Source organism: Novosphingobium sp. GV079, assembly GCF_003058045.1.
Taxonomy (GTDB): Bacteria; Pseudomonadota; Alphaproteobacteria; order Sphingomonadales; family Sphingomonadaceae; genus Novosphingobium; species Novosphingobium capsulatum.
Window position 1 is genome coordinate 54,963 of the sequence record NZ_QBUE01000017.1, and the last position, 24,082, is coordinate 79,044.

Consider the following 24,082-nt stretch of genomic DNA (forward strand, 5'->3'; position numbering starts at 1 on the left):
CGCGCGGTGGAGCGGTGGTGGAAACCCGGCCCCGTCACACGGGGCCGGGCATCACAACGGTGTGGGTCAGTCTTCCAACTGGCGCAGCAGGGTGCGCACGTCGCCGTCCATGTCGGCATCGCGGCTACGCAGATCCTCGATCAGGCGCACGGCGTGAATCACCGTCGAGTGATCGCGACCGCCAAACTTGCGGCCGATTTCGGGATAGGACCGCGGGGTGAGCACCTTGGCCAGGTACATCGCCACCTGGCGCGGACGCACCACGGCGCGGGCGCGGCGCTTTGACGCCATTTCCGAGCGATCGACGCGATAGAACTGGCACACGGTGCGCTGGATCTCGTCGATGGTGATGCGGCGGCGGTTGGCCGACAGGATATCGGTCAACTGCTCCTCGGCCAGTTGCAGGCTCACCTGCTGTCCGGTCAGCTGGGCAAAGGCGATCAGCTTGTTGAGGCCACCGACCAGTTCGCGCACGTTGCGGTTGATCGTGCGGGCCAGGAATTCGACCACGTCTTGCGGCACCTGCGCACTGGTAAAGCGCGACAGGCGGTGCTCCAGGATCTGGCGCCGCAGCTCGATGTCAGCAGCCTGTATATCGGCGACGAGCCCCATCGAGAGGCGTGAGAGCAGGCGCTGTTCGACCCCGTCGAGCGCCTGGGGCGCGCGATCGGCCGCCACTACCAGGCGCTTGCCGGCGCTCAGCAGGGCATCGATGGTGTGGAGGAATTCCTCCTGGGTGCTGGCCTTGCCGATGATGAACTGGATATCGTCCACCAGCAGCATGTCGAAGCTGCGCAGGCGGCTCTTGAACTCGATCATCTCGTTCTGGCGCATGGCCTGGACGAATTCGATCATGAACCGCTCGGCCGAGCAGTAGAACACCCGGGCGCCCGGCCGCGCGGCCATGAAGCCGTTGGCAATTGCGTGGAGCAGATGCGTCTTGCCCTGCCCGGTGGAGCCCTTGAGATAGAGCGGCGAGAACTGCGGCTTTTCGGCCGCGGCCATGCGCTGCGCGGCATTGAGCGCCAGGACATTGGCACTGCCGGTCACGAAATCGCCGAACGTCAGCGACGGATCGATGCCCGAGGCCGACACATCGAAGCCGGCCACGGTCTGCGGCGCTGGGGCGGCCACCGGACGGCTGGCCGGGGCCAGCGTCGGCGCGCTTTCGTTGGCCGCCGGCACGCGCAGTTCGGGCGCAGCACGGCCGCCCACGCGCAGCTCGGGCATGGCCCGGCGGCGCGGGTGCACGGTGATGCGCACCTGGCGCACTTCGGCCCGCGCGATCTTCCAGGCAAGCGACAGGCGATCGGCAAAGCGATCCGCCACCCAGTTGGCCGAAAATTCGGTGGGCAGGAACAGGTCCAGCGTGCCGGTTTCCTTGCAGAAGCTGCCCAGCTGGATCGGCTTGATCCATTGCGTGTGCAGTTGCGGACCCAGATCCTTCTTCAGCCCCTGGCTGATGTCGGCCCAATCGGCCGCCAGGTCGAGAGCTTCCTGGTCCTCCATTCCCCCGTCACGTCCTTTCCGAAGCGTCGCGGCCTGACCGGCCCCGCGCCCATTGGTTGTTGCAAGGGCAGCGGTTCCAGCCTGGGAACCTGCCAACCCTCGGGAATTGCCACCTTGGGAACCGAGCGCGGCCGTGCCACCTGCACCGCCGCTCGCACCGCCGAAATGATCCATCTTCACGCTTCGCCGTCCCACCTAAATTTCCAGGCCTGCGGCCAGATACCCCCGAATTGCGGACGCCCGACAAAGGCGAGCGTGTCCGCCCAACGCGGCTTTTCGGACAAAGACCGACCAACCACGCCCGCAGACACAGCTTACCTGTCCGCCGATGCCGCAATGGGCACGGCGGATGCCGTTTTGAGCGATGTTCCGTGACACCACACACCGGTCGTTCTGCATCACAGCAAAGCGGCCAGCGCGCGGCGTGGTCTCTGTCTATGAGCCACTGCGGGGGCTGTGCAAGCCCATGGAGCGCAAAATTTCTGAAATAATTAGCCTTGACTCAACAACTACGCGACAAATCGCCAAGTCATTGAATTTATAGCTATTAGCAAATCAGAGAGCGCGCGAATCGCCACGAATCCGACACTTGCCGAAATGGCCGTGTCATCGAACCGTCGCATAAGCCGCAGACGAAAATGGCCGGCGTTCATCACGCCGGCCAAAGCCGTATTTGTACGCAGCGTATTCCTTCAGGAAAAAGGAATACCCCAGCGCCGAATCAGAGCGCAGCGACTCGCTTGCTCAGACGCGACAGCTTGCGGGCTGCGGTGTTCTTGTGGACCACGCCACGGGCAACGCCACGGGCCAGTTCCGGCTGGGCAGCCTGCAGGGCTTCTGCCGCCACGGCCTTGTCGCCGCCAGCGATCGCGGATTCCACCTTCTTCACGAAGGTGCGGATGCGCGAAAGACGGTTGCCGTTGATTTCGGCGCGGCGTTCGTTGCGACGGATGCGCTTGCGGGCTTGCGGCGTATTGGCCATGTCTGTCCTGTTTCGTCCTCTGGCGGGCCACCCCGATGGGGCAGACCGGGAAATGTCCTGGTAGCTTGCTCGACGTAGTCGTTCGACAAGGCGGGCAAGCCCGCCGGAAAGCGGCGCCCTTACCGGGCTGTGGACGAATCGTCAAGGCGCGCGTTGCGCCTTTGCCATGCGTCCGGCCGCCCCGTGGCAGTCAAACGCCCGGCCCCGGCCATGCGTACTTGCGATTCGCCCGCCCGCCATAGCGGGCAAGCCCCTCCACCTCAATCCGCATGGCGCAGCAAGACCTTGCCGCCCTCGCCCGCCGGGGCCAGGACAAAGCGATCGAGCAGATGGGCAATGCCCAGCCGCGCCGCCGCCAAGACCGCCGGCCCGGCGCCGCCAGGCAGCGTTTCTTGCGCGATCCAGGCCCCGGGCGCGCGTGCTGCGGCGCGGGGTGCGGCAAAGCGCAGCGGATCGAATCGCTGCGGCTCGGGCCACAGCGCCGGATCGGCGTGGGTCAGCGCCGGGCTGATCGCCACCAGCGTGCCGGCCTCCAGCCGGTGCTCGCCTACCATGACATCTGCTGCCACCCGGCGCTCCACCAGCAGTGATCCGGGCATCAGGCGCAGCGCCTCGTTCGTGGCCATGTCCACCAGTTCCAGCGGTTCGGGCGCTGCGCCGGTGCCCGCTGCGGGGCGATAGGCGCTGCGCACTTCGGCGCGCAGGGTGTCCTGCCAGTCCGGCGTGTCGGCCAGATGGCGCACCAGGGTGCCCAGCACGCGCAGCGCCGTGGCATGGCTGGCCTGCACGGCATCGAGCAGCCCGGGCGCGGTGCAGCCGGCCTGGTGCAAGCCCTGGGCCAGTGCCTTGCGCGCACCCATGGGCGAGGACGGCAGGCCGCGCGGCATGGCCCGGCGCAGCAGGCTACGCCCATCGTCGAGCGTGCCCAGCGCATTGGCCAGCCGCTCGGCCGGGCCGGAACCATAGGCCAGGCCCGTGACAGCCGGCACCAGCGCACGCGCCAGGGTCATCGCCATGGCCGACTGAAACCGCACCGTGCCAGCGCGCCAGCGGCCCAGCTCCGTCCCCAGCGCGCGCTCCAGCACTGCCAAGTCAACTGGCAGATCGGCTTGGCGCGCCAGTGGCACGAACCGCGTGCCATCATCGGCAAGCACCAGGTGGTTGTGCGCCGCATCAAGCAGGATCACCCGCTCGCCCCGGCGAAACACCGGCCCCAGGTTGGCACGCTCGCGCAGCAGCAGGGCCGCGTCATCTTGCCAGGCCGTCACGCGGCTTACCGGAATGTCAGGCTCAAGCGGTGGCGCGGCCAGTGTCGGATCAGCGCCCGCCACGGGCAGCGGCACGGCAGGGGAATCATGGGCTTGTGCAGGAATCGCCGATGTCAGCATGCTCTCTCCATCGGGCCGAACCTGTTGCCGGTTCTGGCCCGTTCACCCGCGCTGCCCCCGAAACCCCCGTTTCGGCGTTGCAGCACGGCTGGATGGGAACATGCCATGTCTGGCGGGCGTGTCAAATCGCCCGCAGCGGCGGGCTGGCGCGCACGGCCAGCTTACGCCTACACGGCGATCCAGCCAGCCAGTTCGCGCCGCACCAGGGCTTCGAGCAGGTCCATGCCGTGTTGCGAGGTATTGAGGCAGGTGAGCGCCGCAAAATCGGTGCCGCCGGCGGCCAGGAAATCCTCTTTCCCGCGCAGCGCCAGTTCTTCGAGCGTTTCCAGGCAATCGGCGGAAAAGCCCGGCGCCGCGATCGCCACCTTGCGGGTGCCGCCCGTGGCCAGTTCCACCAGCGTGGTATCGGTTGCCGGCTCCAGCCACTTGGCCCGGCCAAAGCGCGACTGGAAGCTGATCATCACCGCCATGCCAGGATGGCTCTGGGCAAAGGCATCCGCCAGCAGGCGCGAGGTCTTGCGGCAGTGGCAGTGATAGGGATCGCCCAGGTGCAGCGTGCGCTCGGGCATGCCGTGATAGCTCAGCAGCAGCACATCGGGCACGAACGCCAGCGTGGCGATCTGGCGCACCATGTCGGCATGCAGCGCGGCAATCGCCACGTCATCATCGTGATAGGGCGGCAGCGTGCGCAGCGCCGGCAGGCGGCGGCGCTGCTTGATCCAGTCGGCCAGGGCATCGAGCGCGCTGGCCGTGGTGGCGCCGGAATAGTGCGGATAGAGCGGCGCCACCAGGATGCGTTCGCACCCGGCAGCCAGCAGCGCATCGAGCTGCGTGGCCATGGCCGGGCTTTGATAGCGCATGGCATGGCGCACGATCACGCCGTCGCCCAGCCGCGCCTGTAGCGCGCGCGCCTGGCCAGCGGTGATCGCGGCCAGTGGCGATCCTTCCGGGCCCCAGACCTGGGCATAGGCATGGGCCGATTTCTTGGGCCGCGTGCGCAGGATGATCCCGCGCAGGATCGGCTGCCACAGCAGCGCGGGGATTTCCACCACGCGCTTGTCCGACAGGAATTCCTTGAGATAGCGCCGTACCGAGGCCGTATCGGGTGCGTCCGGCGTCCCCAGGTTCACCAGCAGCACCCCGATACGCCCGGTGGCCACCGGCGGATGATCGGCCGGAAGATGGGCGGGGCAGGCATGGATTGGGGCAGCAGGGGTCATCAAACGCCTTCAGACAGGAGGGGGAGGCGGCGCAACCGCAGCCCGGTTGCGGAAAACAGCGCATTGGCGATGGCCGGCGCCACCGCCACCACCCCCAGTTCGCCGGGGTCGAACGGCTGGGCGCTGCTCTCGACAAAGACAATCTCGACCTTGGGGCAATCGGCCAGCAGCGGCAAGCCCAACTGGCTAAAATGCCCCGCCAGCGGCCGCCCGGCGGCATAGCCGGTGCTGCCGCCCACCGCCAGGCCGAGGCCAAAAAACAGGCCGCCCTCGATCTGCTGGCGCGCCAGGTCGGTATTGATCACCCGGCCGATATCGACGCATGCGCTCAAGGCTTCCACCCGGATCGCGCCATCCACCTGCCGCGCGGTGGCGACCACGGCGATATAGCCGTGGCGCGGCCCTTCCGGCGCGGCCAGCGTCAGCGCATGGCAGGCAATGCCCTGGCCCGGGGCATCGGCCCCGCCACCCCACATCGCCAGATGCGCCACGCCCTGCAGGCAGGCGGCCAGGCGCGGCTGCCCGCCCAGCATGGCCATGCGGAAAGCCAGCGGCTCGCTACCGCCAAAATGGGCACATTCGTCGATGAAGCTTTCGGTCAGGAACGCGGTAATGGCCGCGCCGCCGCCACGCATCCGCGCTGTGGCCAGCGGCAGCGCCACCGGCACATGCTGCACCGCGCATTCGGGAATGGCATAGGACGGCATGGCCCCTTCCAGGGCCAGCGGATCGGCGCTGCCCTGCCAACGCCGCGCGCTTTGCGGCCCTTCGCCGTCGAGCACGCGCGCTGCCGTCTCGCGCATGGAGGCTGGCGTGGCAATGCGGCTGCGCCAGCCCAGCAACTGTTGCTTGTCGGGGCTCATCCCCGCTTCCAGCAGCGCGGCAACCGGCGCGCGCGGCAGCCCGGCGAGCGATTCCTGCCAGCGCGACCAGGTCAGTTGCACCGGCTTGCCCGTGGCCCGCGCCAGGGCCGCCGCCTCGCCGGCGATTCGGGCATCGAGCCGCGCATCGAAACTGCCGCCCGCCGCCATGGGATAGACCACCACGTCTGCCTCAGACAGACCGGCCGCCCGCGCCCCTTCGCGCCGCGCCGCCTCGGGCGCCTGGGTCGCGAGCCACAGTTCCAGCCGGCCATGCTCCAGCCGCGCGGTGCAGGTGGCCGGCTCCAGCGGCGCATGGAGCGCCACCTCGATGTCATAGCGGGCAGACAGGCTGGGCTTTTCCAGCAGCGCGGTGGGATCGCCCTGCCCCCACAGGCGCACTGGCTTGCCCTTGGCCAGCCCCCGATCGAGCGCGGCATCGATGGCATTGCTATCAGCGACCGGGCCGCGCGGCCGAAAACGTGGCTCCATCGCCGCCACGGCGCGATCGGCAGCGTGCCAGGTGACCCCGATGGCGGCGAGCCAGCCCTTGGCATGAACCACGCCGAGGCACCCCGGCACCCGCGCCGCAGCCTGGGCATCCCACGAAGACAGCACGCAATCGCCCTGCGGCCCATGCGCGATGGCGGCGTGAACCATGCCGGGCAGGCGCACGTCGGCAGCAAAGACAAAGCTGCCATCGACCTTGGCCGGCAGGTCGAGCCGGGGAAAGGCCGGGCGACTGCCGGCGGGGAACCGCGCCGGCGCCTCTTGCGCCGGGCTGGCGCGCAGCGGCGCATCGTGGGGTGGATCGCGATCGAGCGCGGCATCGATCAGCCGGGCAAAGGGCAGGCGCCGGCCCTGCTGGTCGGCACGCCGCTCGATCACGGCATGGCCGCGCGTATCGAGGCTATCGGCAGCCACGCCCCACTGGGCCGCCGCCGCCGCGATCAGCTGCGCGCGCAGCGCCGCCGCCGCCTCGCGCAGGGGTTGTTCGAACATGGCCAAGCCGGTGCCCGCCACAGTCAGCATCATCGGCCCGCGCTCGGCCTTGAGGCGGGTCAGGCCATTGGCGGGATCGGCCATCATATCGGGCAGGATCGGCAGCCAGGTAGGCAGCCACAGCGGCGCCCAGTGCGCCGCCAGCACGGCATCGGCATAGGCGGGGCTGAGCGGCGCCGGTTCTACCGCCACCTGCGCCCAATCGGCGCCCAGTTCCACCGCCACGATCTGTGCCAGCAGCGTGGTCACGCCCTGGCCCATCTCGCAGGCCGGCACGGCCACGGTCAGCGTGCCATCACGCGCCAGCTTGAGGAACGCATTGGCCACCCGCTCGCCCTTGCCGGCCACCAGCGGTGCGGCATAGTGGCGCGGCACCAGGGCAAAGGCGGCGATCAAGGCGCCCCCTGCCCCGGCACCGATCAACACGCCGCGTCGCGTCGGTTTCAGCCTGTTAAGGGCCGGCGGCAGGGCCATTGCGGGCCGATCAGGCCGTCTGGTCCAGCGCCGCCAGCACGGCGCGCGCCAGCCCCATGAACGCCTGCGCCTGCGGTCCTTCGCCGGCGGCCGGCGGCTCACCCGCATCGCTCTTCTGGCGGATCGCGATATCGAGCGGCACCCGGCCCAGGAACGGCAGGCCCAGTTCGCGCGCGGTCACTTCCGCGCCGCCATGGCCAAACGGATCGCTCACCTGGCCGCAATGCGGGCACAGATATCCGGCCATGTTCTCGACCAGGCCCAGCACGGGTACTTTGCCTTGGTCGAACAGCCCGATCGCGCGGGTCGCGTCGATCAAGGCCAGGTCTTGCGGGGTGGATACGATCACCGCCCCGGCCGGCTTGTATTTCTGCAGCATGGTCAACTGGATATCGCCCGTGCCGGGCGGCAGATCGACCACCAGGATTTCGGTATCGCCCCAATCGGCCTCGATCAGCTGGCCCAGCGCGCTGCCAGCCATCGGCCCACGCCAGGCAATCGCCTGCCCCGGCTGCACCAGATGCCCCATCGACAGCATCGGCACGCCCCACGGGCTGGGGATCGGGATCATCGTCTTGTCGCGCGCCTCGGGCTTGCGCCCTTCGGTGCCGAGCAGGCGTGGCTGCGATGGGCCATAGATATCAGCATCGACCAGGCCGACCTTGCGCCCCAGCCGCGCAAGCGCCACGGCCAGGTTGGCCGACAGCGTGGACTTGCCCACGCCACCCTTGCCCGAACCCACCGCGAGAATGCGCCGGCTGCGCTTTTCGGCAGTCAGCGCCACGCGCACCTCGTCCAGCCCGGCAGCCTCGCCTGCCGCCTTGGCCGCCTGTTCCAGTGCGGCGCGCGCGGCGCTGTCCAGCCCGCCGGCATCGATCACTGCCGTCGCGCTCGTGCCGGTCACCCGCACCACCTGAAGCCTTTCGCCACCCACGGCATCGGCAATGGCCTGGCGCACGGCCGCTTCATCGATCGTCACTGCTTGATTCCTGTTCCTTGGCGCATCTGTCCCGGCAAACTGCGGGCGTGCTATTGCCCCCTAGCAGACGAATTTTGGGAACGAGACACTGTTTTTCACGCGATCCCTTCCTATAAGACTGGTCATGACTGCTTTTCGTGGACTGGCCTTGCGCCCCCTCGCGCCCTTTTCGGAATCCCGGTCATGACGGACCGCAAAAGCCCATGGGGCGCGGGCAACGAACCCGGCGGCAGCGAGCCCGGCCAGGAACCGGGCGCTGCGGACAGCAACGCAGAACCCGGCTCGCCAGGCGCCAGCAGCGACACGCCCAACGATGACAAGGCCAAGCCGGCAAAGGGCACAGGCAGCAAGGCCCCTGGCGGAGATGCCCCGCGCAATCCCTGGCTGCCACCAGCCGGAGACCCGCGCCGTCCGCCCAGCATCGAAGACATCTTTCGGGCCCGCGCCGGCAAAGGTGGCGGCAACGGCGGGAGAAACGGCGGCGGCCGTGGCGGCAATGGCGGCCCGACCGGCCCGCTGCTCGGCGGCCGTGGCCCCAACCTGCGCCTGCCGCAGCGGCCCGATGGCAAATCGTGGTGGCCGATCGGCATTGCCGCCGTCGTCCTGCTCTGGCTGGGCGGATCGAGTATGCACCGCCTTGCCCCGCAGGAGCAGGGCGTGGTCACCACCTTCGGCTCCTATTCGCGCACGCTTGGCCCTGGCGTCTCGTTCACCCTGCCCTGGCCGATCCAGTCGGTCGATACGCGCGATGTTACCTCGATCCAGCGTGAAACCATTCCCGAAGGCGATGGCGAGCGCCTGATGCTCACCGGCGACCAGAACCTGGTCAACCTCAACTATCTGGTGCGCTGGAACATCAAGGATCTCAAGCTCTATACCTTCCAGCTGGCCGACCCTGACCAGACCGTGCGCGAAGTGGCCGAGGCATCGATGCGCGCCGCCATCGCCGAAGTGAACTTCAACGATGCCATGGGCACCGGCCGCGCCACGATCGAGCAGAGCGTTCGCGACAAGATGCAGCGCGTGCTCGATGCCTATCGCTCCGGGGTCAAGATCCAAGGCGTGGAAATCACCAAGATCGATCCGCCGGCAAAGGTCGTCGACGCGTTCAAGGAAGTGCTCGCCGCCCAGCAAAAGGCCCAGGGCGATGTGAACGAGGCACAAGGCTGGGCGCAAAAGAAGCTGGCCGCCGCCCAGGGCGAAGCTGCCGCGTTCGACAAGGTCTATGAACAGTACAAGCTGGCCCCGGAAGTGACCAAGCGGCGCATGTATTATGAAACGATGGAGCGCGTTCTGGGCCAGACCGACAAGGTGATCGTGGAAGCGCCCGGTACGGTGCCCTATCTGCCGCTTCCCGCCTTGCGCCAGTCTCCGCCGCCGCCCGATGACAACCGCCAGGGGGGGCAACGCTGATGCAGCCGTTTATCTCGCTCAACCAGCGCATCGTCGCCGGGCTGGTCGCGCTGGCGGTGCTGGTCATGATGTGCGTGATCGCCGTGCCGGAAACCGAACAAGTGGTGATCGTGCGCCTGGGCCAGCCGGTCCGCGTGATCAACCGCTATGCCCCCAATGCCGATTTTGGCCGCACCGGGGCCGGCCTGGTCTGGCGCATTCCGTTCCTTGAACAGGCGGTGCGCATCGATCGCCGCGTGCTCGATGTCGATATGGAACGCCAGCAGGTCACCTCGCTCGATCAGCGCCGGCTGGAAGTGGATGCCTATGCCCGCTTTCGCGTGATCGATCCGATCAAGATGTATGAAACCGCCGGCACGGTGGACCGCGTGGCACAGCAACTGCAGCCGATCCTCAATTCGGTGCTGCGCCAGGAACTGGGCAAGCGCACGTTTGCTTCGCTGCTCACCCCCGAACGCGGCCAGGCCATGGCCCGCATCCGCGAGGGGCTCGATCGCGAGGCGCGCGAATATGGCGCCCAGGTGATCGACGTGCGGATCAAGCGGGCCGACCTGCCCGATGGTACGCCGCTGGAATCCGCCTTTGCCCGCATGGCGACCGCGCGCGCGCAGGAAGCGGCCACGATTGCCGCCCAAGGCCAAAAGAATGCGCAGATCATTCGCGCCCAGGCCGAAGCGGAAGCAGCCCGTATTTATGCGGCCAGCTTTGGCAAGGATCCTGAATTCTATGACTTTTACCGTGCCATGCAGAGCTATGACTACACTTTCACCCAGAAAGGCAGCAATACCAGCATCATCCTTTCGCCCGACAACCGCTATCTGAAGCGTTTCAAGGGCGACTGATCGGAACCTGTTCCATTCAAAGTCCGTTCATGCGACGAAGCGTGAAACGGCTCCCGGATCGGGCGCGGTTTTCCCTCACGCCGCGTCAAGCAACAAGCGAATAAAGGATCAACCCTCGTGCGATACGCTTATGGAGTGACTACGGCACTGCTTCTCGCCGGCAGCGCGCTCACGCTGGCAACGGGCTTTCCGGCCGGCGCCCAGGTAGCGCAGAATGACAGTTCGCAGATTCAGGCGATCACCCCCCGCCAGGGTGCGCCGTCCAGCTTCGCCGATCTGACGGCCCAGCTCCAGCCCGCCGTGGTCAACATCTCCACGCGCCAGCGGGTCAAGGTCCAGAACAACAACCCCTTTGCCGGCACGCCGTTTGGCGATCTGTTCGGCGGTGGCCAGGGCGGCCAGGGTGGCGGCAGCACGCGCGAGGCGCAGTCGCTCGGTTCGGGCTTCATCATCTCGGCCGATGGCTATGTGGTCACCAACAACCACGTGATCACCGCCGACGGCCAGGGTGAGGTGGAATCCATCTCGGTCACCACGCCCGATGGCACCGAATATCCCGCCAAGCTGGTTGGCAAGGATGCCGCCTCCGATCTCGCCGTGCTCAAGATCACCGGCAACAAGCCGTTCCCGTTCGTCAAGTTCGGGGATTCGCGCAAGGCCCGCGTGGGCGACTGGGTCATCGCCATCGGCAACCCGTTTGGCCTGGGCGGCACGGTGACGCAGGGGATCATCTCGGCCGTCTATCGCGCCACCGGCTCGGGCAGCGCCTATGACCGCTATCTCCAGACCGACGCCTCGATCAACCGCGGCAACTCGGGCGGCCCGATGTTCGACATGGCCGGCAACGTGATCGGCATCAACAACGCGATCTATTCGCCCACCGGCGGCAGCGTCGGGATCGGCTTTGCCATTCCCGCCGAAATCGCCGCGCCGATCGTGGAAAAGCTCAAGAACGGCCAGGCGATCGAGCGTGGCTATCTCGGCGTGCGCATCCAGCCGATCAACGATGATCTTGCCGCCTCGCTGGGCCTGCCCAAGAACCGTGGCGAATTCATCCAATCGGTCGAACCGGGCGCTGGCGCGGCCAAGGCCGGCATCCAGGCGGGCGACGTGGTCACCCGCGTCGATGGCAAGGAAGTCAAGCCCGACCAGACGCTGTCGTTCATCGTTGCCAACACCGCCCCGGGCAAGACCGTGGCGATCGACCTGGTGCGCAACGGCAAGCCGATGACCGTCAATGCCGTGGTCGGCAAGCGCCCGACCGAGGAAGAGCTCGCCAACCAGAGCTTCGACCAGGACCAGCAGGACGACAACGGCCTGGGCGACAACAGCGATGGCCAGCAGCAGCAGAAGCAGGCCCAGGCAACGGGCGCGCTGCAAAAGTCGCTGGGTATCGGTGCCGTGCCGCTGACCCCGCAGATCGCCCGTCAGCTGGGCGTGAGCGAAGACACGCGAGGCGTTGTCGTCACCGGGGTGGACAGCTCGTCTGACGCTGGGGCCAAGGGCCTGCAGCGCCGCGACATCATCCTCTCGGCCAACTATCGCATGCTTGCGACCGTCGCCGATCTGGAAGCCGTGGTGCGCCAGGCCAAGGCCGAAAACCGCGAGGCCGTGCTCCTGCGCGTGCAGCGCGCCGGCCAGCCGGCGATCTATCTGCCGATCCGCCTGCGCTGATAGCCAGGCCGCTTAGGCAAGCATAAAAAGGCCGGCATCCCCACGCGGGATGCCGGCCTTTTTGTATGGGAAGAGTGGGGCGCGCCGGGCGCCCTCACCCTGCCGTCAGCAAGCCATCAATAGTTGGCTGCCGGGTCGCTGGCCGGGAAGCTTTCGTCCACCACCTGGTCCTGCTTGTCCCACTTGGGCGGATCAGAGCGCATGCCCTCCACCCCGGCAGAGCGCACCTTGGCAAAATTGTCGCCCGGCGTTTCGCCATGGGCAAAGGCGGCCGGCGCGGCGCTCTCGCCGTCCTTGTTGCGGACACTGCGATAGATGACGTAGCCCGCCACTGCGGCGGCGGCCCAATGAAATATGCTCATCGCTCAACCTCCATCTGCGGCAGCCAGCAAGGCCGCCGATCATGGGGCACAAACGAACCGGGGCGCGAATGGTTCGCGCCCCGGTGGCATTTTCATGCTGTCACAGGTTTCAATAGCCCTGCCAATCCTGGGCCCGACGGTCTGGCGGCGGCTTGGTGGCCGGCGGCCGGGGCACTGCCGGCTGGGCTGGCCTGGGCGTCTGGCGGGTGCGGCCAGTGGCGCGATCAAGCAGATCGTCACTTGCCGCCGCTGGCGCATTGCGCGGGCCTTGGCGCGCCGGCGCTGCCGGGCCGGTGCCCAGGCCATCCTGGTCCACCGGAATGGCATCGTCGGGCGTGCGGCCCTGCGGCCCGCCGTTGGGAGCGCCGCTCTGGCCGCCTTCCAGCCCATCGCCCTGCTGGCCGTTGACCGTATTGCCGTTTTCGTCGGTATAGTAATAGTCGTTGGGGTTGTTGAGCATCGCCTCGTCATCGGGCTCCAGCTGCCATTCGGGCAGCTTGAGCTGGTTGTCGAACTGCTCGACCGGGCGCTTGGCCGTGGCCACGCGCATATAGGCGGCAAAGGCGCGCGCCGGGGCAGTGCCACCCTGCAGGCCGGGAACGGGGTGGGCATCGTCGCGGCCCATCCACACGCCCGTGGTGATCCCGCTGGAAAAGCCCAGGAACCAGCCATCCTTGTTGGAACTGGTGGTGCCGGTCTTGCCCGCCACGGGGCGGCCGATCTGCGCCGCGCGGCCCGTGCCGATGTTCACCGCCGTCTGCAACAGATCGGTGATCTCTGCCGCCACGTAATCGGGCACCAGCTGCTGCTGCGCATCGGGACGGTGGCTGTAGAGCACTTCGCCGTCGGTGGTGGTCACCTTGCGGATGCCATAGGGCGTCACCAGCCGGCCCTTCGCCTCGACCGAGGCGAAGGCGCGCACCATGTCGATCACGCGCACGTCGCTGGTGCCCAGCACCATCGAAGGCATCGTGTTGATCGGCGTGGTGATGCCAAAGCGGCGGGCCATGTTGGCCACGGCGCTAAAGCCCACTTCGTTGCCCAGCTGCGCCGCCACGGTGTTCTTGGAATAGGCAAAGGCGGTGCGCACGTCGATCTGGCCGGCATAGCTGCCGCCCGAATTGCGCGGACTCCACCCGTCGATCGTCACCGGCTCGTCCACTACGCGGTCTTCGGGGCGATAGCCCCGCTCCAGCGCCGCGAGATAAACGAACAGCTTCCACGCCGAACCGGGCTGACGCACGGCATTGGTGGCGCGGTTGTAGTTCGAGGTGACATAGTCGGTGCCGCCCACCATCGCCAGGACCGCACCATCGCGGTCGACGCTGACCATCGCGCCCTGCGCGCCCTTGGGCACTTGCGAGCTGATGGCATCGGTGGCGGCGCGCTGCGCCACGGGATCGAGCGTGGTCCACACCTCGATCGGCTGGTCATTATCGGGCACCAGCACGTCAAGCTGCGGCAGCACCCAATCGGTGAAATAGCGGGCCGAATTCTGGCCCTGCTCGGCGGCGAGATGCACGGCCTTGAGATCGACCGCACCCGCCTGGGCCGGGGTCAGCGTGCCAGCATCGACCATGGTTTCCAGCACCACCTTGGCGCGATCGACCGCGGCCTGGGCGTCTGCCGTCGGGGAATAGTGCGATGGCGCCTTCACCAGGCCAGCGATGATCGCCGCCTCGCCCAGCGAAAGCTGCTCGCCCGAATGGCCGAAGAACTTGCGCGCGGCCGAATCCACGCCATAGGCGCCGCCGCCGAAATAGACCTTGTTGAGATAGAGTTCGAGGATTTGGTCCTTGGAAAACTTGCTTTCCAGGGCCAGCGACAGGATCGCCTCGCGAATCTTGCGATCGAACGTGCGGCTGTTGTTGAGGAAGATGTTGCGCGCCAGCTGCTGCGTGATGGTGGAGCCGCCCTGGCGCCAGTGCCCGCTTTGCGCGCGCACCATCAACGAGCGCACGATGCCCACCGGGTCCACGCCCCAGTGTTCGCGGAACCGGCGGTCTTCCACCGAAACCAGCGCATCCTTCATCGGCTGCGGGATGCGATTATAGGGAATCCACTTGCCGTAGCTGGGTCCGAGCGTGACGATTTCCGAACCATCGTTGGCCCGAACCACGATCATCTGACCGGCCTGGCTGGACTTGAGCTTGTCATAGCTGGGCAGCGAACGGGCGGTGACCAACACCGCGCCGGTAATGCCCAGCGCGACCAGCAGCGCCAGGCCCGTGCCCCACACCAGCAGGCGGCGCAGCCATCGTCCGATCATGGAAGGTGCGCGGCTGCGCTGCGCGGGGTCATCGCCGTCTTGTCCGCGGCGCGGAACGTCCCGTCTGGCCATTAGTGGTTACCGGTTTCCTCGAAGGCGCAGGAGCGCGCCGTGATTGCGAGCCAAGGGCCGCCCTTGCACGGGCGATCCGTAACGCAGGGTTAATGAAACAGGCAACCCGGCGCCTCGGCTCGCTCCCTAACGCATCATTCTTCCGGCGTGAAGTCGAGCGCGGCAGAGTTCATGCAATAGCGCAGCCCGGTGGGCGCCGGGCCATCGGGAAACACGTGGCCCAGATGCCCTTCGCAGCGGGCGCAGCGCACCTCGGTGCGAATCATCCCGTGCGAGATGTCGCGCAGTTCTTCCACCGCGGTTTCATCCATCGGATGGGTAAAGCTGGGCCAGCCGCAGCCGCTGTCAAACTTGGTGGCAGAGGTGAACAGCGGTTGCCCGCAGCCCGCGCAGGTATAGTCGCCCCGCGCCTTGTTCTTGTCGTACTTGCCGGTGAACGCGCGCTCGGTCCCGGCCTGGCGCAGGACGTGATACTGCTCCGGGCTCAGGCGTTCGCGCCATTCCGCCTCGGTCAGGTTCAGCTTGTCGGTCATGGATGGGATCTCCTTTACCGCGCAATATGGGGTGCGGGCGCGGGCGGAACAACCGGATGGCGCGCGTTCTGGGGCGTCCTCTGTCGCGTTGTGCCACTTCCTGTCGCACATCGCTTAAATTCCGCCACATTATGCGCTATGACCGATGCGTGATGGAAAAATTGCAAGAGCCTCTGGCCGATATTGCCCAGTGCAGCCTCCCCGTGGCGTTGGAGGTGATGGGCGAGCGCTGGTCCTTCATGATCCTGCGGGCCGCATTCACCGGCATCTCGCATTTCGAGGAATTTCTCTCGCAACTGGGCATTGCCCGCAACATCCTGTCCAACCGCCTGTCGCGGCTGGTCGATCATGGCATTCTCGCCCGCATTCCCTGCTGCGACGATCGCCGGCGCGTGGAATATCGGTTGACGCCCAAGGGCTTTGACCTGCTGCCGGCGATGCTGGCGCTGCGCCAGTGGGGGGAAAAGTGGGGCGCGGGCATTTCCTGCAACCCGGTGCTGTGTGATGCCCGCGATGGCCAGCCGATCGCGCCGATCGTGCTGCGCGCGCATGATGACCGCCCGCTTGGCCCGGCAGATCTTGCCTGGCGCCGGCGGGAAGAAATCGATGCGCCGGCACGGGCCGAAAACGCCGATCATGATCGTGGGGAACAAGCGCCGGCCGCAAAGTCCAAGGAACGGGCCTGACAGTATTCGGGGCAGGATCGCCGGTGGAAACGGCGACCCTGCCCCGCCAACCGCACGGGGGACTGCGCGTGCGGCAAGCTCTTGTCTGGACGTTGTTTGATGAATGGAGCCAAAACGGTTTCGTTCGCGCAAATTCATGGATGCGGCGAACTGCTCAGCGCGCGGCGAGAACCTGCTCGCGGGCCAGCGCAACCTGAACCTTGCCCTGGCGCGTCGCCACGCTGAAGCAATTGCGCTGGTCCTGCGCCTGGTCGAGCGTGACCTTGCCGATACCGATGCCGCAGGCCTGCCGCGCGGCAGCGCGCACCCGGCGATCGGCCACGGCGCGGCCCTGCACGGTCATCAGATTGAGGTCGGACAGCTTCACCGGCACGCGGGTCACCGTCATGCCCATGTCGGCGTTCGACTCGGCCGATACGGCGGCGGTAGTCTGTGCGGCGGCAGGCATGCTGCCCAGTGAAACGGCGCCCAGCGCGGCAAGCGAGAGAGCCAGGGGACGGAAGGCGGGGCGGAAGGCAGTGGTGGTGGCAAACATGGGTCGATTCCTTTTGTGTGGTGGAACAAAAGCGCGGATCGAATGGATCAGTCGGGTTTCTATGGCATCCCGCAGGGCGTCTGTTGGCCCGTTGGGCTGTCTGTCTTGCGGTATGTCAGTGGTTTAACCCGGTCCTGCCGCCCCGGCGCGCCCTGCTCGACCAGGCACGGCCCCATCCCGACCAGCGCCGCTCGTCCCCGACGAACCGCCATGCAGCACCGGCCAACGACACGACCGTTCCGCCCTTGGGCCGACCAACGCCTTGACCGCGCGGGCCGGCGGACGGCAATGCCGGCTCGATTCGTCTGAACCTGCGTGTCACTGCGCAGCAAAGCCTTTGCCCCGCGGCAAGAAAGGCGCACTATCGCGGCGCAATGGCAGTGGCCGTCATCTTTGTCCTGGGCATCGTCAACTTCGCGCTCAACCGCGCGGTGATGGCCAGCAACCATCCGCTGCTGCGCCAGATGCCGCCGCTGCTCAAGACAATGAACCAGCGCTTTTCGCTGCTGATCGAGTTCCTCATGCTGGTGGCGGGCATGCTGCTCGCCGCGCAGGGCTGGGCCTGGGGCGCGATCGGCTATGGCCTCTACAGCATGATGAACGGCTTTTCCGCCTGGATGATATTGTCAGGCCGAGTCTGACCATAAGGCCATGGCGGGGAACCGCGCGGTGCCCGGCGCATTGGCCGGGGGGAGGACCCTTTGCCCATGACCACCATTCCGCTCTGGCTTGTCGTCAATCCGGCGAGCGGCAGCAATTCCGAAGCTGCCGTTGCCGCACTCACCGCTGCTCTGGCCGAAGGCGGCCACGCGCCCTCGCGCGTGCTGCGTATCCCGGCCGACGATCTGCCCACCCGCGCCACGCTGGAGGCGGCCAATGTCGCCACGCTGGCGATCTTCACCGGCGATGGCACGGTCAATGCCCAGGTTGCGCGTCTGCACGGCTGGTCGGGCCAAGTGCTGATCCTGCCCGGCGGCACGCAGAATCTCCTGGCCAAGTCACTGCATGGCGATGTCGATGCCCCCACGATCGCGGCGCGGCTGGGCCGGGGTGAACTCCACGCAATGCGCCGCCACGCGGTCGAAACATCGGCCGGCCATGCCTTGGTCGAAGTCCTTGCCGGCCCCGGCGCCACCTGGGCCGATGTGCGCGAGGGTGTGCGCGACATGGACCTGTCGAGCATCGCCAGTGCCCTGGGCGAAGCGGTGCGCAGCACTGCCGGCGGCGCTGCCGTGCGCGTGGAGGAGCCCGCCTTGGGCAAGCCCGAGGGCTATCGCGCCGTGCGCATCGATGCTGATGATGGCACGCTCACGCTTGATGGCTATGACGCGCAGGATTGGGCCGATCTCGCCGCCCATGGCGTATCGATGCTGGTGAAGCGCGATTTCCGTCAGGGTCCGCATGAAGAACTGGGCCAGGCCGAAGCGGTGACCTGTGCCAGCGACGAACCCATCGCGCTGATGATCGATGGCGAACGCCGCGATGGCGCGCCGCGCGAAACCTTCCGCTGCGTTACTCTGCCGGTCGAATTCCTCGCCAGCGCGGCCGCGACCTCTTGACCGGGCAGCGCCGCGCGGGAAAAGCCGGCCGGCAGCCCCAAGGAACCCGCCCGGCATGACGCGCATCTTTCATATCAGCGATATCCACTTCGGTCTGGAAGACCCACGGGCCTTGGCCTGGCTGGTCGATTGCGTGGCGCAGGAACGGCCCGACGCCGTGGCCATTACCGGCGACCTGACGATGCGCGCCCGGCACCGCGAATTCGCCGCGGCCTGCCAATGGATTCGCGCGCTCGACGTGCCCGTGACAGTCGAAGTGGGCAACCACGACCTGCCCTATTTCAATCCGATCGAGCGGTTCTTCGATCCCTACCGCCGCTTTCGCGCCATCGAACACGTGCTGGAACGGCCGCTCAACCTGCCGGGCGTGGCGATCGTCCCGCTCAAGACCACGGCACGCGCGCAGTGGCGCTTCAACTGGTCCAAGGGCCACGTTGGCCACCATGCCCTCGCCGATTGCCTGGCGCGCATCGATGCCCTGCCGGCCGGCACGCGGGCGATCGTGGCGTGCCACCACCCGCTGGTCGAGGCCGGCACGCGCGGCAAGGCGCTGACCCGCAATGGGAACAAGGCCCTGGCCGAACTTGCCCGCCGCCAGGTGATGGCGGTGCTCTCGGGCCATGTCCACGACGCGTTCGACCTGATCCGGCCCACCCCGCATGGCCCAGTGCGCATGATCGGGGCGGGCACGCTCTCGCTGCGCACCCGCTCCACCCCGCCCAGCTTCAACGATCTCGTCCTGCGCAACGGCGATATCGAGGTGACCGTCCGCAACCTCGAAGCGGTGCCCACCCCCGCCATGCAGATCGAAGACGTCCCCGAAAACGCGCTCCCCCCGCGCGAACCGGGCGAACCCGTCGCGCCGATCGCCGCCATCCCGCCGGTCGATCCGCCGGTGCACTGAACCCGGCGCGCGTCAGACAGTCAGACAGACGCGCGGCCTTTACCCAATTTTACAGCATTTGCGGCAAGCCTGCGGCCTACTCGTTAGGAGCGCCTGCTATCACCCCCTCACCTGCTTTGGCCATTGCACCAGGTCATGCTCCGCAGCGCCTTGCCGTACTCGACGGCCTGCGGATGGTGGCTGCTCTGGCCGTGCTTGCCCACCATGCCGTGGCCCAGCCGCGCCAGATTCTGGGTTCTGCCCATGGCAATCCCCTCCCCTGGGCCGATGTCTGGGCTGGCACGGGCGCCTTGCACATGCTGATGCGGGGGTATTTGTTCGTCGATCTGTTTTTCCTACTCAGCGGCTTTGTCCTGGCACTGCGGTTTGATCGCGCGCTGGGCACGAATTTGGCGGCGTGGCGGTTCATGGGGATGCGGGTGCGCCGGCTCTGGCCACTGGCGGCGCTTGGCACGGTGCTCGGCGGCGCGGCGGCACTGGCAGGGCCGGCGGCCGATGCTGGCACGACGGCCAGGTTGCTCCTGATGGCGCTGCTGTTCGTGCCGCAGTGGCGCGGCAACGGTAATTGCTATCCGCTCAACAGCCCGCAGTGGAGCCTGGCGCTTGAATTTTTTGCAAATGCCGTCCACGCCTTGCTCCTGTGCCGCCTGTCAAACCAAGCACTGCTGGTGGTGGTGGCCATTTCCGGGCTGGTGCTGGCCATCATGATCGGTTTCAACGCCGGTGTTGGCTTTGGCCCCAGTGCCGATTCACTGCTCATGGCCGTTCCGCGCACGCTTTATCCCTATGCCCTTGGCTGCTGGATGGCCCGTCAGTGGCAGGCAGGCCATCGCCCCTGGCATGCGCTGCCCTGGCCACTGACCGTCCTGCTTCCCCTTGCGCTGGTTCTGGCCGTAGGCTTGCTGCCGCCAACGGCTGCCTATGCTGATTCATTGTGCGCGTTGGTGCTGCTGCCTCTGCTGCTGTGGCTGGCAGCAACAGCGACTCTGCCCACGCCTGGGGCCGGTGCCGTGCTGCGCGCGCTCGGCACCGTGTCCTTTCCACTCTATGCGGTGCATGTGCCGATCCTGCATCTCGCCGTGATGCTCGCCCCGGCGGCAGGATGGCATGTGGCTTCGGCCAGTTGGGCAGGCGCTGCAGCGGCGCTCGTGCTCGCGGTGGTGCTGGCCCGTGGACCCTGGAGTGCGCGCCCGATGCCGCATAGACAGAAACCCCGCGCCGTTGCCGGCACGGGGTCTGTTCCGGGTGCCACGCCGGCTGGTTGAAGCCCAGCCGGCTGCCTGGCAGCCTTACTTCTTCTTTTCGGGCGCCACCGAGATGCGCACGGTTTCCCCGTTGTGGCCGGGGAAATCGGTGAACATCGCATCCACCAGGTTGGGCACCAGATAGGGCAGGCGGTTGGAAGAGGAGGCCGCCTGGGCCTTGCCTTCGAACAAGCGCTTGCCGTCGCTGCGGCGCTCGATCTTCATGTCGATGCCGCTGGTATAGACGGTGACCACGTCAACGCCGCCAAAGCCCGGGCCCCACAGCGGATCATACCAGCCATAGCCCCAGCCGCGCCGGCCCCAGAAACCGCCATAGGGACGGCCATAGAAGCCCGGGCCATACCACGGCCCCCAGAACGGGTCATAGGCGCCGGTCGAGCGCACATGCTCGCGGCCCTGGTCCACGCCATAGCCGAACTTGACCACCAGGTCAGAGGTCTGCGGATCTCCCGGGACATAGCCCAGGCTGGCCATCTTGGCGGCCACCAGGCCGGCATACTGCGAAAATTCGAGACCACCCTGGTCGCGCGGATCTTCCGCCACCACGGCAAAGGTCTGCCCGGCCGGGGCCGGCAGTTCGCGCTGGAAGCGGGAAACCTTGGCGTCGAAATTGGTGGCGCAACCCGACAAGGCCAGAAGAAGGGGAGCAGCCAGCAAGGCAAGTTTGCCGGCCCGAAGCATCTTGGTCATTACTATCGACTCCTTATGCGCACCGGTGTCCCCAATCCCCGGCGCCGGTCGTGTGTTAGCACGACGAAATGATGCCTGCGAGGGGCTGAATGGAGCTTGAATAATAACGCACAGGGCGGTGAAATGCTCCGAAATCCAGGGAGATGAACGAAAGGGCGCCCCTCGTGAGAGAAGCGCCCTGTTCATCTGGCAGCCTTGGGCCGCGTGGTGGTTCAGCGCACCAGGCCGAGCGCGGCATAGGCCGCGTCGAGCGTCGGCACCGCCAGGCTGCGCGCCTTTTCCGCGCCGCGCGCCAGGATCGCGTCGAGCGCGGCGCGGTCTTCGCGCAGCGTGCGATAGCGTTCGGCCATCGGCGCCAGCTTGCTTACCAGCAGTTCGCCCAGCGCCGGCTTGAACTGGCCAAAGCCCTGGCCGCCGAACTGCGCCAGCACGCCCGCCACATCGGTGCCGGCCATCGTGGCATAGATGCCCACCAGGTTGCGCGCCTCGGCCCGGCCTTCCAGCCCCGCCGCCTCGCTCGGCAGCGGCTCGGGATCGGTCTTGGCCTTCTTCACCTTCTGCATGATGGTGTCGGCGTCATCGACCAGGTTGATCCGGCTCATGTCCGAAGGATCGGACTTGCTCATCTTGGCCGTGCCATCGCGCAGGCTCATGATCCGCGCCGCTTCGGGCGGGATGATCGGATCGGGCAACGTGAAGACGGGCGCGTCTTCGCTGGCAAAGTCGTTGTTGAACTTCTGCGCAATGTCGCGCGCCAGTTCCAGGTGCTGCTTCTGGTCGTCGCCCACCGGCACGTGCGTGGCCTGGTACAGCAGCACGTCAGCCGCCTGGAGCACGGGATAGGTGAACAGCGCCACCGAGGCACCTTCGCGGTTCTTGCCCGCCTTGTCCTTCCACTGCGTCATGCGGTTGAGCCAGCCCATCCGCGCCGTGCCGTTCAAAAGCCATTGCAGCTCGGCATGGGCCGGCACCTGCGCCTGGTTGAACAGGATCGAGCGATCCGGATCGATCCCGCACGATACCAGCGCGGCGACCATTTCGCGCGTGTTGGCACCCAGCTGGGCCGGTTCGTGCGGCATGGAAATGGCGTGCAGATCGGCCAGGAAATAGAGGCAGGTCGCGCCCTTGGCGGTCCATTCGTCCTGCATCGCCACCCAGTTGCGGATCGCACCCAGGTAGTTGCCGAGGTGAAGATTGCCGGTGGGCTGAATGCCGGAAACGATACGCATGGAACGTCTTGCCTTACGATTTGTTGGCGGGTGCCGCGCGACGGCGGCGGGTGAGCAGCGCGAGGTCTTCGCGCGTGAACGCCCCCAGAACGAGGGTGGCGAGGCCATAGACGACCATGCCGGCCATGACCAGCACGGCCAGCGCGCCGATGCGCAAGGCCCAGGTGCCATGCACATACGGCGTCAGCACGCCCTGCCCGGCCCACAGCACCAGCCCCATGGCCAGGGCGGCCAGAGCCAGACGCGGCGCGCGGCGGCGCAGTTGCGCATCCGGGGTGAAATGCCCGCGCTTGCGCAGCGTATGATAAAGCATGCCGACGTTGACGGTCGAGGCGATCGCGGTGGCCAGCGGTGGCCCCATGTGCTGCAACGGCACGATCAGCACCAGGTTGCCCACCAGGTTCACCACCATCGAGATCGTGGCATAACGCACCGGCGTCTTGGTATCGTGCCGCGCATAGAAGCCCGGCGTGAGCACTTTGACCAGGATATAGCTGGGCAGGCCGATCGAGAAGGCGGCCAGGGCCTGCGCGGTAAAGTGGGTATCGGCGGCGGTATAGCGGCCATAGCCGAACAGCGCGGCGGCGATCGGTTCGCCGCACAGCACCAGCGCCATGGTCGCCGGCAGCGTCAGCAGCAGGGCCAGTTCCATCCCGCGGTTCTGGGTTTCCTGCGCCGCGGCATCCTCGCCCGCGCCGAGCTGGCGCGAGATCGTCGGCAACAGCACCGTGCCTAGGCCAATTCCGATCAGCCCGAGTGGCAACTGGTTCAGCCGATCGGCCATGTAGATATAGGTCACGCTGCCATGCGCCAGCAGCTTGGCCGCCAGCGCGGTGGAAATGACCAGGTTGATCTGCACCGCCCCGGCCCCGGCCGCAGCCGGCCAGATCAGCGCGAGGAAGGCCTTCACGTCAGGGTTCAGACGCGGTCGGCGCAAACGCAGGCTGATCCCATTTTGCCGGCACGACCAGTAGAGCCAGGCGAGCTGCAATGCGCCCGAAACCGACACTGCAATCGCCTGGTTGCGCGCGGTCAGCAGCGGATCGCTATTGTGGAACCCGAACAGCGCCACGATCTGCGTGATGTTGAGCAGGATCGGCGCGGCCGCGTTGACCCAGAACTTGTGCAGCGAATTGAGAATCCCGCCCAGCAGCGAAACCAGGCTGATCAGCATGAGATAGGGAATCGTCAGCCGCGAGAGCGACACGGCAAAGGCGAACTGTTCGGACGAAACGCCGTTGAACCCGCCAGACAGCAGCAGCGTGACCGGCCATGCCAGCACTTCCAGTGCCACGGTCATCAAGATCAGAACCGGCAGCAGAACCGCCAGCGCTTCTTCGGCAAAGCGCAGCCCATCAGGCAGCCCTTGGCCGGCAGGATCGCCCACCTTCTTGTTGAACATCGGGATGAACGCCGAGGAGAATGCCCCTTCGGCAAACAGCGCCCGAAACAGATTGGGCAGGCGAAACGCAATAAGGAACGCGTCAGAGGCAAAGCCTGCGCCGACAAAGCGGGCAAACAGGCTGTCGCGCACCAGGCCAAGCACGCGGCTGGCCAGGGTAAGCCCGCCGATCGTGCCGGTCGCCTTCAGGAGGTTCATGCGGTGTCCTTCAGGCGACCGGTGCGACTCGGGCG

At 67.0% G+C, this 24,082-nt stretch carries 21 protein-coding genes; 8 read left to right on the forward strand and 13 right to left on the reverse strand.

Going from position 1 to position 24,082, the window contains the following annotated elements; genetic code table 11:
• Positions 1–66: 66 nt before the first annotated feature.
• From dnaA to C8K14_RS18220, 6 genes are all read right to left on the reverse strand, one after another.
• On the reverse strand, positions 67–1,509 hold the full coding sequence (gene dnaA / locus C8K14_RS18195) for a chromosomal replication initiator protein DnaA (RefSeq protein WP_062788037.1): 1,443 nt from the start codon (positions 1,507–1,509) through the stop codon (positions 67–69).
• Between the two features lie 721 nt (positions 1,510–2,230).
• Positions 2,231–2,491, reverse strand: coding sequence for a 30S ribosomal protein S20 (gene rpsT, locus C8K14_RS18200; RefSeq protein ID WP_022675888.1), 261 nt, complete (start codon positions 2,489–2,491; stop codon positions 2,231–2,233).
• 260 nt (positions 2,492–2,751) lie between these two features.
• Entirely contained in the window at positions 2,752–3,879 is a 1,128-nt protein-coding gene (locus tag C8K14_RS18205) for a cytochrome P450 (protein ID WP_107718136.1), read from the reverse strand.
• A 167-nt stretch (positions 3,880–4,046) separates the two neighbouring features.
• Positions 4,047–5,099 (reverse strand): ferrochelatase, encoded by a 1,053-nt coding sequence (gene hemH / locus C8K14_RS18210; RefSeq protein ID WP_107718134.1) that lies wholly within the window; start codon positions 5,097–5,099, stop codon positions 4,047–4,049.
• A complete protein-coding gene (locus tag C8K14_RS18215) occupies positions 5,099–7,387 on the reverse strand; it encodes a molybdopterin cofactor-binding domain-containing protein (RefSeq protein WP_369974066.1) in 2,289 nt (762 codons plus the stop codon). The genes hemH and C8K14_RS18215 overlap by 1 nt, the downstream gene beginning before the upstream one ends.
• Before the next feature lie 58 nt (positions 7,388–7,445).
• Entirely contained in the window at positions 7,446–8,414 is a 969-nt protein-coding gene (locus C8K14_RS18220; RefSeq protein WP_107718130.1) for an Mrp/NBP35 family ATP-binding protein, read from the reverse strand.
• Between the two features lie 183 nt (positions 8,415–8,597).
• Here C8K14_RS18220 and hflK point away from each other — a divergent pair, with 183 nt between their 5' ends.
• From hflK to C8K14_RS18235, 3 genes are all read left to right on the forward strand, one after another.
• Entirely contained in the window at positions 8,598–9,827 is a 1,230-nt protein-coding gene (gene hflK, locus C8K14_RS18225) for a protease modulator HflK (protein WP_107718128.1), read from the forward strand.
• The gene (gene hflC / locus C8K14_RS18230; protein ID WP_022677495.1) at positions 9,827–10,669 is read left to right on the forward strand and encodes a protease modulator HflC; all 843 of its coding nucleotides are present in this window, start codon (positions 9,827–9,829) and stop codon (positions 10,667–10,669) included. The genes hflK and hflC overlap by 1 nt, the downstream gene beginning before the upstream one ends.
• Before the next feature lie 117 nt (positions 10,670–10,786).
• Positions 10,787–12,343 carry a Do family serine endopeptidase gene (locus tag C8K14_RS18235; RefSeq protein ID WP_028658191.1) on the forward strand — a complete coding sequence of 519 codons (1,557 nt, stop codon included), beginning with the start codon at positions 10,787–10,789 and terminating at the stop codon, positions 12,341–12,343.
• A 116-nt stretch (positions 12,344–12,459) separates the two neighbouring features.
• On the opposite strand, the gene C8K14_RS18240 is transcribed toward C8K14_RS18235, so the two are convergent.
• The 3 genes from C8K14_RS18240 to msrB all read right to left on the reverse strand — a co-directional run bounded on the left by C8K14_RS18240 (position 12,460) and on the right by msrB (position 15,579).
• A complete protein-coding gene (locus tag C8K14_RS18240) occupies positions 12,460–12,705 on the reverse strand; it encodes a hypothetical protein (RefSeq protein WP_022677497.1) in 246 nt (81 codons plus the stop codon).
• Between the two features lie 109 nt (positions 12,706–12,814).
• Positions 12,815–14,974 carry a transglycosylase domain-containing protein gene (locus C8K14_RS18245; protein ID WP_231627769.1) on the reverse strand — a complete coding sequence of 720 codons (2,160 nt, stop codon included), beginning with the start codon at positions 14,972–14,974 and terminating at the stop codon, positions 12,815–12,817.
• Positions 14,975–15,180: 206 nt separating this feature from the next.
• Positions 15,181–15,579 (reverse strand): peptide-methionine (R)-S-oxide reductase MsrB, encoded by a 399-nt coding sequence (gene msrB, locus C8K14_RS18250; RefSeq protein WP_107718127.1) that lies wholly within the window; start codon positions 15,577–15,579, stop codon positions 15,181–15,183.
• Between the two features lie 152 nt (positions 15,580–15,731).
• On the opposite strand from msrB, the gene C8K14_RS18255 reads away from it, so the two are divergent.
• The gene (locus C8K14_RS18255) at positions 15,732–16,265 is read left to right on the forward strand and encodes a helix-turn-helix domain-containing protein (protein WP_107718206.1); all 534 of its coding nucleotides are present in this window, start codon (positions 15,732–15,734) and stop codon (positions 16,263–16,265) included.
• A gap of 154 nt (positions 16,266–16,419) precedes the next feature.
• Here the strand turns inward: C8K14_RS18255 and C8K14_RS18260 are convergent, their stop codons facing one another.
• Positions 16,420–16,800, reverse strand: a complete 381-nt coding sequence (locus C8K14_RS18260) for a UrcA family protein (protein WP_107718125.1) — start codon at positions 16,798–16,800, stop codon at positions 16,420–16,422.
• A gap of 374 nt (positions 16,801–17,174) precedes the next feature.
• On the opposite strand from C8K14_RS18260, the gene C8K14_RS18265 reads away from it, so the two are divergent.
• The 4 genes from C8K14_RS18265 (at position 17,175) to C8K14_RS18280 (ending at position 20,528) form a co-directional block, all read left to right on the forward strand.
• Positions 17,175–17,441, forward strand: a complete 267-nt coding sequence (locus C8K14_RS18265) for a hypothetical protein (RefSeq protein ID WP_022675922.1) — start codon at positions 17,175–17,177, stop codon at positions 17,439–17,441.
• A 66-nt stretch (positions 17,442–17,507) separates the two neighbouring features.
• Entirely contained in the window at positions 17,508–18,359 is an 852-nt protein-coding gene (locus C8K14_RS18270; protein WP_107718123.1) for a diacylglycerol kinase family protein, read from the forward strand.
• Positions 18,360–18,414: 55 nt separating this feature from the next.
• Positions 18,415–19,263, forward strand: a complete 849-nt coding sequence (locus C8K14_RS18275) for a metallophosphoesterase (protein ID WP_107718121.1) — start codon at positions 18,415–18,417, stop codon at positions 19,261–19,263.
• 116 nt (positions 19,264–19,379) lie between these two features.
• Entirely contained in the window at positions 19,380–20,528 is a 1,149-nt protein-coding gene (locus C8K14_RS18280) for an acyltransferase (protein WP_255420074.1), read from the forward strand.
• 24 nt (positions 20,529–20,552) lie between these two features.
• On the opposite strand, the gene C8K14_RS18285 is transcribed toward C8K14_RS18280, so the two are convergent.
• The 3 genes from C8K14_RS18285 to murJ form a co-directional block, all read right to left on the reverse strand.
• Positions 20,553–21,218, reverse strand: coding sequence for a DUF4136 domain-containing protein (locus tag C8K14_RS18285; protein ID WP_107718117.1), 666 nt, complete (start codon positions 21,216–21,218; stop codon positions 20,553–20,555).
• Positions 21,219–21,430: 212 nt separating this feature from the next.
• Positions 21,431–22,447, reverse strand: a complete 1,017-nt coding sequence (gene trpS, locus C8K14_RS18290) for a tryptophan--tRNA ligase (RefSeq protein WP_062788050.1) — start codon at positions 22,445–22,447, stop codon at positions 21,431–21,433.
• Positions 22,448–22,460: 13 nt separating this feature from the next.
• Entirely contained in the window at positions 22,461–24,047 is a 1,587-nt protein-coding gene (gene murJ / locus C8K14_RS18295; RefSeq protein ID WP_107718115.1) for a murein biosynthesis integral membrane protein MurJ, read from the reverse strand.
• Positions 24,048–24,082: the final 35 nt, after the last annotated feature.